General features: G+C 69.0%; 15 protein-coding genes and 1 pseudogene. 5 read left to right on the top strand and 11 right to left on the bottom strand.

All coding sequences use genetic code 11. The features are described 5' to 3' along the window. Window positions 1-162 precede the first annotated feature (162 nt). The 5 genes from JHD82_RS05900 to minE all read left to right on the top strand — a co-directional run bounded on the left by JHD82_RS05900 (window position 163) and on the right by minE (window position 4,051). A complete protein-coding gene (locus JHD82_RS05900) occupies window positions 163-1,191 on the top strand; it encodes an acyl-CoA dehydrogenase family protein (RefSeq protein ID WP_199135701.1) in 1,029 nt (342 codons plus the stop codon). A gap of 24 nt (window positions 1,192-1,215) precedes the next feature. Beyond that, complete coding sequence (locus tag JHD82_RS05895; RefSeq protein WP_071953930.1) at window positions 1,216-2,004, top strand: crotonase/enoyl-CoA hydratase family protein; 789 nt, start codon at window positions 1,216-1,218, stop codon at window positions 2,002-2,004. 168 nt (window positions 2,005-2,172) lie between these two features. Next, window positions 2,173-2,919 carry a septum site-determining protein MinC gene (gene minC / locus JHD82_RS05890; protein ID WP_199135700.1) on the top strand — a complete coding sequence of 249 codons (747 nt, stop codon included), beginning with the start codon at window positions 2,173-2,175 and terminating at the stop codon, window positions 2,917-2,919. Between the two features lie 49 nt (window positions 2,920-2,968). Beyond that, window positions 2,969-3,781 carry a septum site-determining protein MinD gene (gene minD, locus JHD82_RS05885; RefSeq protein WP_016447327.1) on the top strand — a complete coding sequence of 271 codons (813 nt, stop codon included), beginning with the start codon at window positions 2,969-2,971 and terminating at the stop codon, window positions 3,779-3,781. Window positions 3,782-3,787: 6 nt separating this feature from the next. After that, the gene (gene minE / locus JHD82_RS05880; protein ID WP_012202033.1) at window positions 3,788-4,051 is read left to right on the top strand and encodes a cell division topological specificity factor MinE; all 264 of its coding nucleotides are present in this window, start codon (window positions 3,788-3,790) and stop codon (window positions 4,049-4,051) included. Window positions 4,052-4,280: 229 nt separating this feature from the next. On the opposite strand, the gene JHD82_RS05875 is transcribed toward minE, so the two are convergent. The 11 genes and pseudogenes from JHD82_RS05875 to JHD82_RS05825 form a co-directional block, all read right to left on the bottom strand. Further along, the gene (locus tag JHD82_RS05875) at window positions 4,281-5,687 is read right to left on the bottom strand and encodes an amino acid permease (protein ID WP_199135699.1); all 1,407 of its coding nucleotides are present in this window, start codon (window positions 5,685-5,687) and stop codon (window positions 4,281-4,283) included. 209 nt (window positions 5,688-5,896) lie between these two features. Continuing rightward, window positions 5,897-6,400 (bottom strand): flavin reductase family protein, encoded by a 504-nt coding sequence (locus JHD82_RS05870; protein WP_012202035.1) that lies wholly within the window; start codon window positions 6,398-6,400, stop codon window positions 5,897-5,899. A gap of 190 nt (window positions 6,401-6,590) precedes the next feature. Further along, window positions 6,591-7,226, bottom strand: a complete 636-nt coding sequence (locus JHD82_RS05865; RefSeq protein ID WP_199135698.1) for a PolC-type DNA polymerase III — start codon at window positions 7,224-7,226, stop codon at window positions 6,591-6,593. Window positions 7,227-7,270: 44 nt separating this feature from the next. Beyond that, entirely contained in the window at window positions 7,271-7,759 is a 489-nt protein-coding gene (hpaR, locus tag JHD82_RS05860) for a homoprotocatechuate degradation operon regulator HpaR (protein WP_013800005.1), read from the bottom strand. 86 nt (window positions 7,760-7,845) lie between these two features. Then, the gene (locus tag JHD82_RS05855) at window positions 7,846-8,667 is read right to left on the bottom strand and encodes an aldolase/citrate lyase family protein (protein ID WP_012202038.1); all 822 of its coding nucleotides are present in this window, start codon (window positions 8,665-8,667) and stop codon (window positions 7,846-7,848) included. 18 nt (window positions 8,668-8,685) lie between these two features. Further along, the gene (locus tag JHD82_RS05850) at window positions 8,686-10,140 is read right to left on the bottom strand and encodes an NAD-dependent succinate-semialdehyde dehydrogenase (protein ID WP_151020354.1); all 1,455 of its coding nucleotides are present in this window, start codon (window positions 10,138-10,140) and stop codon (window positions 8,686-8,688) included. Window positions 10,141-10,185: 45 nt separating this feature from the next. After that, entirely contained in the window at window positions 10,186-11,019 is an 834-nt protein-coding gene (gene hpaH, locus JHD82_RS05845) for a 2-oxo-hept-4-ene-1,7-dioate hydratase (protein ID WP_199135697.1), read from the bottom strand. 1 nt (window position 11,020) lies between these two features. Continuing rightward, window positions 11,021-11,455 carry a 5-carboxymethyl-2-hydroxymuconate isomerase gene (locus JHD82_RS05840; protein WP_199135696.1) on the bottom strand — a complete coding sequence of 145 codons (435 nt, stop codon included), beginning with the start codon at window positions 11,453-11,455 and terminating at the stop codon, window positions 11,021-11,023. Continuing rightward, entirely contained in the window at window positions 11,456-12,274 is an 819-nt protein-coding gene (locus JHD82_RS05835) for an extradiol ring-cleavage dioxygenase (protein ID WP_199135695.1), read from the bottom strand. Window position 12,275: 1 nt separating this feature from the next. Next, window positions 12,276-12,602: an aromatic ring-opening dioxygenase subunit LigA gene (locus JHD82_RS05830; protein ID WP_012202043.1), complete on the bottom strand. Its 327-nt coding sequence runs from the start codon at window positions 12,600-12,602 to the stop codon at window positions 12,276-12,278. A gap of 20 nt (window positions 12,603-12,622) precedes the next feature. Beyond that, window positions 12,623-13,618, bottom strand: a pseudogene (locus tag JHD82_RS05825) (tripartite tricarboxylate transporter substrate binding protein); the annotation flags it as partial. Window positions 13,619-13,634: the final 16 nt, after the last annotated feature.

The raw sequence follows: 13,634 nt of genomic DNA, 5'->3' as shown, positions 1-13,634 counted from the left end.
CTGCGCGTCTTCCCCCTCTCGCTTCGCGGGGGGGACGACACCCTCGGTGCGGGGCGGCGCGGCCGGCGTAGGCCCTTCCTCGGTGTCCCTGGTGTTAAAGGTGCGCCAGTTTCAAACGGAACGCCCAAGGCCTGGCGTCATGTGTCATGAATGGAGAGAGACATGGAAGACGATTTGTTTGCCGATGCCGCACGCCAGCTGCTGCAGGGCGAGTGCACGCCCGCGCGGGTGCGCGCCATCGAGGCCGGGGGCTCGCCCCGGGCGCTGTGGCAATCGCTGGAGCAGGCCGGCTTTGCCGATGCCCTGGTGCCTGAGCACGCGGGCGGCGCGGGGCTGGCGCTGGCGCAGCTGTTCGATGTGTGGTCGCAGGCCGGCGCCCATGCGCTGCCCGTGCCGCTGGGCGAAACCATGCTGGCGCGCGCGCTGCTGGCGGGCGCGGGGGCGGAGCGTCCACCAGGCGCCATCGCGTTGGCGCAAGGCCTGCTCCAGCCGGATGGCAGCCTGCACTGCGCACCCGTGCGCCTGGGAGCGGTGGCGGACAGCGTGCTGGTGCAGCATGCGCAGGGCTGTAGCCTGCTGCCCGTGGCGCAGGCGCAGTCCGAGCCAGCGGCCTTTTGCCTGGACGTGAACCTGCGCTGGAGCGCCGATCAGGTCCGCGCGGCACCTGCTCCCGCTATCGCCCTGCCGGATGGGCTGGACCTGCGCACGCTGCAGGCCGGCCTGGTGGCGGCGCAGCTCGCGGGCGCACTCATGGAGGTGTTCCAGCGCACGCTGCAGTACGCGAATGACCGCCAGCAGTTCGGCCGCCCCATCGGCAAGTTCCAGGCCATTCAGCACCAGCTGGCGGTGATGAGCGAGCATGTCTTCGCCGCGCGCATGGCGGCCCGGCTGGGCTGCGCGGGGCAAGGCATCTTCCCCGAGCGGCTGCGCGTGGCCGTGGCCAAGGCGCGCTGCAGCCAGGCCGCGCTGGCCGTGGCCGAGGCGGCCCACGCCATCCACGGCGCCATGGGCTTCACCGAGGAATACGACCTGCAACTGCTCACGCGCCGCCTGCATGCCTGGCGCCAGACGGCGGGCTCCGAGTCGTACTGGCACGGTGTGGCAGGCGCCGCGCTGGTCCATGGCCACGCGGGCAGCACCCTGGATCTGATCCGCTCCACCACCGATATCACCGCCGATATCACCGCCTGACAGGCTTTCGAAGGAACCCCATCCATGCCCTTTCTGAACATCGAGCGCGACGGCGCCATCTGGACCCTCACCATGAACCAGCCCGAGACGCGCAATGCGCTCACGGGCAACACGGCCGTGGAGGAATTCGTGCAGGTCTGCGACGAGATCCGGCGCGATGCCTCGGTCAAGGCCGTCATCCTCACGGGCGCCGGCCCCATCTTCAGCTCGGGCGGCAACGTCAAGGACATGCAGCGCTTCTTCGACGACGCGCTCACGCCCGATGCCATCCGCGAGGAGTACCGCCAGGGCATACAGCGCATTCCGCGCGCCCTGACCCAGCTGGACGTGCCCGTGATCTGCGCCATCAACGGCCCGGCCATCGGCGCGGGGCTGGACCTGACCTGCATGTGCGACATCCGCATCGCCAGCGAGACGGCCACCTTTGCCGAGAGCTTCGTGCGCGTGGGCATCGTCCCCGGGGACGGCGGCGCCTGGCTGCTGCCGCGCGCCGTGGGCCGCGCCAAGGCGGCCGAGATGGCGTTCACGGGCGAGGCCATCGACGCGCAGCAGGCCCTGGCCTGTGGCCTGGTCAGCCGCGTCGTGCCCGCCGACCAGCTGCTGCCCACGGCGCGCGCGCTGGCCGACAAGATCGCCGCCAACCCCGGCGCCGTGATGCGCATGACCAAGCGCCTCTTGCGCGAGGGCGAGCACAGCACGCTGGAGTCGCTGCTGGAGCTGTCCGCCGGCTACCAGGCCCTGGCCCACAAGACCGCCGACCACCGCGAGGCCGTGATGGCCTTCGTGGAGAAGCGTAAGCCCCGGTTTCAGTGACCGGGCCCGCCCGGCCCCCGCCACGGGGGCATGGGCCGTATGTGACACAACACAAATGGACACTCCCCGGTGCCGGCCTCCCGGCGGGAGTGGGCGCCCATGTACTGCGCACACAGTACACTTTGCGCGTCGAGAGGCAACTCTCCCATCCACCGCACTCCCAGTCCCATGGCCGTTGAAACGACGAGTACTGCCCGCCCCAGCTTCGACCTCAAGAGCGCGCAGCTGCCCGTGGTGGCCGTGACCCTGCGGGATACCGACGTACGTGCGCTCGTGGCCGACCTGGCCCAGCGCCTGGCCGACGACCCGGATTTCTTCGACAACGACCCCGTGCTGATCGACCTGGCCCATGTGCGCGAGGCCGAGGAGTCCATCGACTTCGCCGTGCTCGTGGAGGCGCTGCGCTTTCACCGCACCGTGCCCGTGGCCGTGCGCGGCGGCAGCCCGGCGCAGATGGAGGCGGCGCGTGCCGCAGGCCTGGCGCCCGCGCCCGAGGCCGCACCCGTGCGGCCCACGGTGCCCGAGATCGAGATCCAGGAAGTCGTGCGCGAGATCGAGGTGGTGCGCGAGGTGCCTGCTCCCCAGGCCGACGCCCTCATCGTGGACAAGCCGCTGCGCTCGGGCCAGCGCGTCTATGCGCGCGGCACCGACATCGTGGTGCTGGCCATGGTCAGCTATGGTGCCGAAGTCATCGCCGACGGCAACGTCCATGTCTACGCGCCACTGCGCGGCAGGGCCATCGCCGGGGCGCGCGGCAACACCGAGGCGCGCATCTTCAGCACCTGCATGGAAGCACAGCTGCTGTCGATTGCCGGCATCTATCGCACAATCGAGACCGATCTCCCGGCGGACGTGGCTGCCAGGCCCGCCAAGGTGCGTCTCGACGGCGAGAAAATCCTCATCGAGCCGGTATGACACCGGACCCCTCTTCTTTGCTCTCCAGTCTTTAAGGAACCGTGCAAACATGGCCAAAATAGTCGTCGTGACCTCCGGCAAGGGTGGCGTGGGCAAGACCACCACCAGTGCCAGCTTCGCATCGGGCCTCGCATTGCGCGGGCACAAGACCGCCGTCATCGATTTCGACGTGGGCCTGCGCAACCTGGACCTGATCATGGGCTGCGAGCGCCGCGTGGTCTACGACCTGATCAACGTCATCCAGGGAGAGGCCAACCTCAACCAGGCCCTGATCAAGGACAAGCAGTGCGACAACCTCTTCGTGCTGGCCGCCTCCCAGACGCGTGACAAGGATGCGCTGACGCAGGAAGGCGTCAAGAAGATCCTGGACGACCTGGCGGGCATGGACTTCGAGTACATCGTCTGCGACTCGCCGGCCGGCATCGAAAGCGGCGCCCTGATCGCCATGCACTTCGCCGACGAGGCCCTGGTCGTGACCAACCCGGAAGTCTCCTCCGTGCGCGACTCCGACCGCATCCTGGGCATGCTCAGCTCCAAGACCGCGCGCGCCATCGCGGGCGAGAGCGTCAAGGAACACCTGCTGATCACGCGCTACAACCCCAACCGCGTGCAGGACGGCCAGATGCTGTCGCTGGAGGACATCCAGGACATCCTGCGCATCGAGCTGATCGGCGTCGTGCCCGAGTCCGAAACCGTGCTGCAGGCCTCCAACCAGGGCATTCCCGCCGTGCACATGCAGGGCTCGGACGTGGCCGAGGCCTACCAGGACGTGGTCGCGCGCTTCCTGGGCGAGGAAAAGCCCATGCGCTTCACCGAAGCGCAAAAGCCCGGCTTCTTCAAACGCATGTTCGGGGGGAGGTAAGCGGCCATGTCCATGCTCTCTTTCCTGCTCGGAGAAAAGAAGAAGACGGCCTCGGTGGCCAAGGAGCGCCTGCAGATCATCCTCGCGCGTGAGCGCGTGGGCGGCAACGGCGGCGGTCCCGACTACCTGCCTGCGCTGCAAAAGGAGCTGATGGCGGTGATCTCCAAGTACGTGGACATCGACGTCAACGACATCAAGGTGCACCTGGAGCGCCAGGAAAACCTCGAAGTGCTCGAAGTCAAGATCGAACTGCCCGACGCCTCGCGCTGAGCGCTGCCACGGCCTGGGGCCGTGGCTTCATGCAATCCTGAAAGGGTTGCGGATGGCCAGGCTGCCGATGGCCTGGTCACAGTGCTTGCTCAGTCTCTTGCATTGGATTCATCGCGGCTCCAACGCAGTCCGGCTGGCATGCGGCAAGACTTTCGCCCTATTGGAAGATTTGCATGCCCGGGCTTTCTGGATACGGTAGTCGATTGTCCACCCGGGGGCCTGCAGCAGTTCACTCTGCCGCAGGCAGCATCACCTCGCTTTGCGCACGCGCGGCGGCGGGGCGCACCCACAGCAGGTAGGCGGCGCCCAGCAGCGCGATCCACAGGCCGCCCACGACCAGGGCTGCACGGGTGTGGGGGAAGTAGCCGAGCACGCCCAGCACCAGCAGCATGAAGGCGATGGCGGCCAGCGGCGCAGCGGGCCACAGCGGGACCGGGAACTTCAGCGCGGCCACTTGCTGCGGGCTCATGCGGCGGCGCGCCGCGAACTGCGACAGCAGGATCATCAGCCAGACCCAGACCGTGGCGAAGGTGGCGATGGAGGCGATCAGCAGGAACACGTCCTCGGGGATCAGGTAGTTCAGCACCACGCCGGCCAGCAGCGCCACGGCCATCACCACCACCGTCATCCAGGGCACGCCATGGCGCGAGACGCGGCCGAAGCCGGCGGGGGCCTGGCCCTGGTGCGCCATGCCGTACAGCATGCGGCCGGCGCCGAAGATGTCGCTGTTGATGGCCGACACGGCCGCCGAGATCACCACGATGTTGAGGATGGTGGCGGCCGAGGAAATGCCCAGGCCGCTGAAGATCTGCACGAAGGGGCTGCCCTGGCTGCCGATCTGCGGCCAGGGGAAGATGCTCATCAGCACGAACAGCGTGAGCACGTAGAACAGCAGGATGCGCAGCGGCACGGCGTTGATGGCGCGCGGGATCACGCGCGCCGGGTCCTTGGCCTCGCCGGCCGAGATGCCGATGATCTCGATGCCCCCGAAGGCGAACACCACCACCGCCAGCGAGGCGATCAGCCCTGAGACGCCATGGGGCATGAAGCCGCCGTGCACCCACAGGTTCTGCACGCCGGTGGGCGCCTGGCCGGCCGCCATGCCGAAGCCGAACACCATGATGCCCAGGCCGCCGCCGATCATGGCGATGATGGCCGCCACCTTGAGCAGGGACAGCCAGAACTCCATCTCGCCGAACACCTTGACCGAGCACAGGTTGAGCGCGCCGATGAAGCAGACGATGGACAGCACCCAGATCCAGCGCGGCACCTCGGGAAACCAGAACCCCATGTAGATGCCGAAGGCCGTGACGTCGGCCAGGCAGACGATGACCATCTCGAAGGTATAGGTCCAGCCCGTGACGAAGCCGGCGAACGGCCCCAGGTAGTCGCTGGCGTACTGGCCGAAGGAGCCGGGCACGGGGTTGTGCACGGCCATCTCGCCCAGCGCGCGCATCACCATGTAGACCGCCGCGCCCGCCAGCAGGTAGGCGATCAGCACCGAGGGCCCCGCCTGCTGTATGGCCTTGGCCGAGCCGTAGAACAGCCCCGTGCCTATGGCCGAGCCCAGTGCCATGAAGCGGATATGGCGGGCCGACAGCCCTCGGTGCAGGCTGCCTGCAGATGGTGAACTCATGTGCTGTCTCCCCCCGTCATTGGTGAAATGGCTGCCGCATCCACGGGCTTCATCAGCCTGTGGATGGGTCTGCGATCAGATGTATAAGCCTGTATATACAATATGCGCAGACACCGATTTCCCGGACCGGGGATTACCCGGAGGCGGGAAGGTACGGGAATGGGGGAGTCGCTGAAAGAGGCGACGAGAGTGCTGCCGCGGGCCCGGGCTCAGCCCAGGCCGCCCGTGTGCATGCGGCCTGCGTGGTACAGCAGCGGCGTGTGGCCGGCCTGGTGGCTGCACTGCTCGACCTCGCCGATGAAGATCACATGGTCGCCTTCTTCATGGCGATGGCGGTTGCGGCACTCGAAGACGGTGGTGGCTTCGGACAGCAGCGGCACGCCCTGGGCCGAGCTGCGCCAGGCGGTGTTGGCGAAGCGGTCCACGCCCTTGCGCGCGAACAGCTCGGCCAGGGGCTTTTGCGAGGCCGACAGCACGTGGATGGCGTAGTGCGAGCAATGCTGGAACACGGGCAGCGAGGCCGCCGACAGCGCCATGCTCCACAGCACCAGCGGCGGCGTGAGCGAGACGGAGTTGAACGAGCTCACGGTGACGCCCACCGGATGGCCCTGCGGGCTGCGTGCGGTGACGATGGTCACGCCCGTGGCGAACTGGCCCAGCGCGTCGCGGAACTCGCGCGACGAGAACGGGGACTGTGGAGGCAGGGCGGCCATGGCGGCGGGAGGCAGTGCGGAATTCACGGGTGCAAGAACCAGGCGGCAGCAAGGCCGCAGCAGGGCTGCAGCGTTTGGGACGGGCGCCCGGAGCCGGGCAGCAACCTTGCATTATGGGTGCGGATGCCGGCAGAAGCGGCCGATGGGGCCTCTGCCAGGGAGGTCTTTGCCCTGTGTGCGCGGCGCCGGCTCACAGCGCCATGCTCATCTGGGCGGGCGCGGCGTTCTCGTTCAGCCAGGCCTTCATGCGGGCCCGCGTGCAGCGCTGCAGCTGCATCAGCAGGGCATGCTCTGGCCAGGCCAGCGCGTGGCGCAGGCACAGGTCCTGCTGCATGCGCGCCAGCAGGGCGGCGGCCATCTCGGCATCGGCCAGCGCCCGGTGGGCACGCTCGGCCACGGGCAGGCCCAGGTGGGCGGTGAGCCGGCTCAGGCTGTGGCTGGGCGCCTCCGGGTAGATGCGGCGCGACAGCAGCACGGTGCAGGCAAAGGGCTGGGGCGCGGCCTCGCCGGCCAGGGCCAGTTCGGACTGCCAGAACTTGCTGTCGAAGGCCGCGTTGTGCGCCACCATGGGGGCGCTGCCAACGAAGCGGGCGGCATCGCGCATCACGTCCTCGGCGGGCGGCGCGGCTGCGACCATGGTATTGGTGATGCCGGTCAGCCGCGTGATGAAGGGCGGTATCCAGGCGCCGGTGCGCATCAGGCTCTGGAAGCGGTCCACGACCTGGCCGCCCTCGATCAGCACGATGGCGACCTCGGTGGCACGCGCGCCCTGGGCGGGCGCCATGCCCGTGGTTTCAAAGTCGATGACGGCAATCGGCTGCGGCATGGGGCGATTGTGCCCGGCAGTGCCCGACCGGCGTGCCGGGGCGGCTATTCCTCGGCCTGGCTGCCGTCGGCCGCGCCCAGGCGCTGCACGACCTGGTCGAGCAGGGCGTAGAGCTGCTCGATCTCTTCATGGCCCACCAGGCGCTCGATCTCGGCATAGGTCTCGGAGGAATGCGGCGCGATCTCGGCCACGATGGCGTGGCCGGCCGCCGTGAGCTCGAACTCGGCGCCGCGCATGTCGCTGGCGTGGCGCGAGCGCTCCACCAGCTGCCGGCCTTCCAGCGTCTTGAGCAGGCGCGAGAGGCTGGGCATGCTGATGTAGGTGGCCTGCGACAGTTCCATGGGCCGCAGCCTGTGCGTGACCGCCGCCATGGCGCGCAGCACGCGCCACTGCTGTTCGGTCAGGCCATGGGCGCGCAGCATGGGCCGAAAGCGCACCATGACCGATTCGCGGGCGCGCAGCAGCGCCATGGGCAGGGAGCGCGAGAAGGCGCGCAGCGGCTCGGGGGCAAAAGAGGGCGTGGTCTGGGGCATGTTCGGCAGCATCTGTCGGCTGGATTCTATGCAGCCGCCGCTCCCTCCCCGGAGCGGCGTTGCGGGCGCCTTGTCAGGCCGGGGCCTCAATAGGTCTGGCTTTTCGGCGCGGGGGCCGCTGCCTGCTTGAAGCGCGCAGCCAGCGCGCTGGTGGCCTGCACCAGCACGCTGGTGTCCAGGCCCACGGCCGTGAAGGTGCAGCCCAGCTCCAGGTACTTGCGCGCCAGGGCCTCGTTGGGCGTGAGGATGCCGGGCGCCTTGCCGGCGCGGCGTATGCGCGCGATGGCGTCGGCAATCGCCTCCTGCACCTCGGGGTGGCCGGGGTTGCCGATGTGGCCCATGGAGGCCGACAGGTCGGCCGGGCCGATGAAGACGCCGTCCACACCCTCGGTGGCGGCAATGGCGTCCAGGTGGGCCAGCGCCTGGCGTGTCTCCACCTGCACCAGCACGCAGACCTGGGCGTTGGCTTCATGGGCGTAGTTGGCGCGCCGGCCCCAGGCCGAGGCGCGCGCCCCGCCCATGCCGCGGATGCCGCCCTGGCCGTCGGCCTGCGGATAGCGCGCGGCGCGCACGATGCGTGCGGCCTGCTCGGCCGTGTCCACCATGGGCACGAGCAGGGTCTGCACGCCGATGTCCAGGTACTGCTTGATCAGCATCTCGCCGACCTCGCCGTGTCCCATGGGCACGCGGGCAATGGCATGGCTGTCGGGATAGGCCGCGATGGCCTGCAGCTGCGCCAGCAGGGTGCGCGTGTCGTTGGGCGAATGCTCGCCGTCGATCAGGAGCCAGTCGAAACCGGCGCCCGCGCAGATTTCCGCCGAATAGGCGTCGGCCAGGCCCAGCCACAGGCCGATCTGGGGTTGGTCGGCCGCAATGGCGGCCTTGAAGCGGTTCACAGGTGTCTGCATGGTGTGATTGTCCGGGCCTCAGTGGCCCATGCACAGGTACTTGGTGCTCAGGTATTCCTCTATGCCGGCGGCGCCGCCCTCGCGGCCCATGCCCGACTGCTTGACGCCGCCAAACGGCGCCACGGCCGTGCTGATGATGCCGCTGTTGATGCCCACCATGCCGTACTCCAGCGCCTCGCCCACGCGCCACACGCGGCCCACATCGCGGGCGTAGAAGTAGGCAGCCAGGCCGTACTCGGTGTCGTTGGCCATGCGGATGGCCTCTTCCTCGGTCTTGAAGCGGAACACGGGCGCCACGGGGCCGAAGACCTCTTCCCTGGCGATGCGCATGCGGTCCGTGGCGTTGGCCAGGATGGTGGGCTCGTAGAAGGTGCCGCCCAGCGCGTGGCGCTTGCCGCCCAGCACGACCTCGGCGCCGTTCTTCACGGCATCGGCCACCAGTTCCTCGACCTTGTCCACGGCGGCCTGGTCGATCAGCGGGCCCTGGCCCACGCCGGCCTCCAGGCCGTTGCCCACCTTGAGGGCCTGCACGGCGACCTTGAGCCTGGCCATGAAGGCGTCGTACACGCCGTCCTGCACCAGCAGGCGGTTGGCGCACACGCAGGTCTGGCCAGTGTTGCGGTACTTGGAGGCCATGGCGCCTTCGACGGCGGCATCGAGGTCCGCGTCATCGAAGACGATGAAGGGCGCGTTGCCGCCCAGCTCCAGCGACATCTTCTTGAGCGTGGGCGCGCATTGCTCGGCCAGCACGCGGCCCACTTCGGTGGAGCCCGTGAAGGTCAGCTTGCGCACGGCCATGCTGGCCGTGAGCACGCCGCCGATGGCGCGCGAGGAGCCCGTGATCACGCTGAACACGCCTTCGGGAATGCCGGCGCGCTGGGCCAGCTCGGCCATGGCCAGGGCCGACAGCGGTGTCTGCTGCGCGGGCTTGACGATGATGGTGCAGCCCGCGGCCAGGGCGGGTGCGACCTTGCGCGTGATCATGGCGGCCGGGAAGTTCCAGGGCGTGATCGCGGCGCAGACCCCCACGGGCTCCTTGGTCACGATGATGCGCTTGTCGGCCCAGGGCGCGGGCACGGTGGAGCCGTAGATGCGGCGCGCTTCCTCGGCAAACCACTGCACGTAGGAGGCCGCGTAGGCGATCTCACCGCGCGACTCGGCCAGGGGCTTGCCCTGCTCGCTGGTCATGATCAGGGCCAGGTCCTCCTGGTTCTCCATCATCAGCTCGAACCAGCGCTGCAGCAGGCGCGCGCGGGCCTCGGCGGTCTGCTGCTTCCAGAGGGCGAAGGCGCGTTCGGCGGCGGCGATGGCGCGCTGCGTCTCGGCCTCTCCCATGCGGGGCACATGGCCCACGGACTCGCCCGTGGCGGGGTTGTGGACGTCGATGCGGCTGCCATCGTCGGCGGCCAGCCATTGGCCGTCGATCAGGCAGAGGTTCTTGAGCAGGCTGGGGTCGCGCAGGGCAAGCGGCATGGGAAATCTCCAATAAGGGCGGGGCAGGCGTCGGGACGACGGCGCCTAGAAAAAACGGAATTGCAGGCGGCCCAGCGGGCCGTAGTCGGCATCGAACAGGTCGCCGGCCCTGGCCGCCACGGGGCGCGTGAACGAGCCGGCCAGCACGGTCTGGCCGGCCTCCAGGGCCTCGCCCCAGGGCGAGAGCTTGTTGGCCAGCCAGGCCACGCCGATGGCGGGATGGCCCTGCACGCCGGCAGCCAGGCCGGTCTCCTCGACCACCCCGTTCTGGCGCAGTATGGCGCCGCACCAGGGCAGGTCAAGCACCCCGGGAACAGCCTGCCCGGCGCCGACCACGATGCCCGCATTGGCCGCGTTGTCGCTGATGGTGTCGTAGACCTTGCGCATGGCCTTGGTGTGGCGGTCGAACTGCTCGATGCGCGCGTCGATGATCTCGATGGCCGGCGTCACATGGTCGGTGGCGTCCAGCACGTCCTGCAGCGTGATCTCCTTGCCGCCAGGCAGGCCCGGGCCGCGCAGCGGCGCCTTGAGCACGAAGGCCAGCTCCACCTCCACGCGCGGCGCGATGAAGTGGGCGGCCGGGATGTCCAGCACCTGGCCCGGCGTGCAGCGGTAGAGCATGCTGTCGAGCAGGGTGCCGTAGTCGGGCTCGTCGATCTGGCTCGATATCTGCATGGCGCGCGAGGTCAGGCCGATCTTGTGGCCGATCACCTTGCGCCCCGCCGCGATCTGCAGGCGCACCCATTCGCGCGAGACGCGGTAGCCATCCTCCACGGTCATGCCGGGAAAGCGCTTGGAGAAATGCTCGACCTGCACGCGCGTCTTCTCGCTGCGGTCGAGCTCCTGGGCCAGTTGGGTCAACAGTTCTTGGGAAAACATTTCAAGGCCTGGAAAAGAGAGGGTGGAGGGTGCTGTGCTTGCCGTCATACACCTGGCTCGGGCTTTCATCGACCTGCACGGTCAGGCCCAGGTGGCGCTGCGCGAACAGCGGCTGCAGATGGCGGCGCGCGCAGGCCAGCAGGGCGTCGCCTGCCTGCTGCTGCACGGCGGCCGAGCGGCCCCGGCCCATGCGCAGGTTGATGTAGATGAAGCCGTAGTCGCCATCGCCGCCCGCTGCGCGGCCCGCAGCCCCGCCATCGGCCACGGCGCTGTGCGGCGCGGGGTAGGCCAGCACGCGCGTGCCGCCCGTGGGAAAGACCTGGGCGCCGTCTTCGGCGCGCACGGTGAGCATGGTGTCGGCCAGGGCGCGGCACAGCTGCGTCATGTCGGTGTGCGCGTCCAGGCTGGCCGTGTAGAGGATGACCACGTGCGGCATTCAGGCCACCTCCATGGTGGCGGCCGTGCAGCTCACGGCGAAGATGGGAATGGGCTGGCAGTACAGCACCTGACCCGCGCCGCGCGCGGCGGCGGCCACGGCGATGAAGCTGCGGATCTCGAAGCCGCCCTGGCCGCCGTCGCGGTAGGTCTCGGCGTCGGTGTACGACAGCAGCGCGTCCCGGTCGTTGCGGCACCAGCGGTCCATGAACTGCTGGTCCCACTCCCAGTTGACCTTGCCCGAGTCGGGCGTGGCCGGCCAGTGCGAGATGCCGCCCGTGCCCACGATGGCGATGCGCTCGGGCGCCTTGTCGCAGGCGCGGCGCAGGGCCTCGCCAAAGGCCCAGGCGCGGTGCAGCGGCGTCAGCGGCGGGCCCTGGCAGTTGATGTTGACGGGGATGATGTCCTTGTCATAGGCCGGCGTCAGAAAGTGCAGCGGGACCATGATGCCGTGGTCGAACTTCCACTCCTCGGCAAAGGCCACGTCCACGGTCTGCATGACCTCGGTGATCAGGCGCCGCGACAGCTCGGCATTGCCGGGGATGCGGTGGCGCTCTATGCCCAGCCAGGCCGGGTCCTCGATGGGCCCTTCGTAGTGGTTTGCCATGCCGATGGCATAGGCCGGCATGTTGTTCATGAAGAAGTTGGCGAAGTGCTCGGCCGCGATGACGATCACGGCATCGGGGCGCGCCGCCTCCAGCCGTGCGCCCATGTCGCGGAAGGCGGCATGGAAGGCATCCCTGGTGGCCGGATCGGCCAGGTGTGCGCGGCCCGTGATGCCGGGCGCGTGGCTGCAAACGCCTGCAAATACCAGACTCATCTCAAACTCCTGCGATCTTTTCGTTGGTGGCTGTCGTCATCGCGTAGACGCCCGCGCGCACCGGTCCGTGCTTTTGCACGCCGTCGCGCATGGCCTGCAGGTAGTCGGCCCAGGGCATGCCCAGCAGCGGCGCGAAGTGCATCAGCAGCTGGCCGTTGCAGCCCAGCACGTAGAGCTTGCCGATGTCGCCGTGGAACATGGCTTCGTACTCCTCGGGCTCCAGCGCGTACTCGGCCAGCAGCGCGGCGCGGTCCTCGGCAAAGCGCCGCTGCACCTCGGGCTCGCGGTTGAGCTGGAACAGGAATTTCTGCATGGTGTACAGGCTCATGGCGGCTCCCGGTGTCTGCCTCAACCCAGCGTGATGTTGGCGCGGCGGATGATGGCTTCGTACTTGGCGATTTCGCTGGTGACGAAGGCCGCGAACTGCTGCGCCGTGCCGGCCTGCGAGACGATGCCGCCGCGCGCGAAAGCGTCCACCACGGCGGGCTCGGCCAGGGCCTTGACCACGGCGGCGTTGATGCGCTGCACCAGCGCATCGGGCGTGGCGCCGGGTGCCAGCAGACCCTGCCAGGAGTTGGATTCCAGCGCCACGCCCTGCTCGGCCAGCGTGGGCACCTGGGGCGCGAACTGCGAGCGCTGGCGCGTGGCCATGCCCAGTGCCACCAGCTTGCCGCTTTGCACATGGCCACGGAACTCGGGCCAGTTGCCGAACATCACGTCCACCTGGCCGCCCAGCAGGTCGGCCAGCGCCGGGCCCTGGCCCTTGTAGGGGATGTGGACCATCTCGATGCCCATCTCCTGGCACAGCAGCGCGCCCGACAGATGGGCCGAGGTGCCGTTGCCGAACGAGGCATAGCTGAGCTCGCCGGGCCTGGCCTTGGCGCGGCTGCGCAGATCGGCCAGCGTCTTCAGGCCGCTGCCCGGGTGGGTGGCCAGCACATGCTCTGACAGGCCCATCAGCGCCACGGGCTTGAGGTCGCGCGTGGTGTCGTAGGGCAGGTTCTTCACCAGCGTCTTGTTGGCCGTGAAGCTGTTGGCCACGCACACCAGGGTGTAGCCGTCGGCCGGCTGCTTGGACACATAGTCCACGCCGATCACCGTGCCCGCGCCGGGCTTGTTCTCCACGATCACAGGCTGGCCCAGGGACTTGCCCAGCTCGGTGCCCACCAGGCGCGCCACCAGGTCGGTGGTGCCGCCCGGCGTGAAGGGCACGATGATGCGCAGCGGTTTTGCAGGCCAGGTGCCGGCCGGGCTACCGGGCTGGGCCTGGGAAAGGCCCGGGAGCATCAGCGCTGCGGCCGTGGTGGCTGCGGTGGATTGCAGGAAATGGCGGCGTTGCATGTCTTGTCTCCTCGGTTCT

Source organism: Delftia sp. ASV31 (assembly GCF_016428765.1).
Classification (GTDB): domain Bacteria; phylum Pseudomonadota; class Gammaproteobacteria; order Burkholderiales; family Burkholderiaceae_C; genus Comamonas; species Comamonas acidovorans.
Note: the sequence above shows the minus strand (reverse complement) of the source record. Positions and strands in the feature narration are given on the sequence as shown.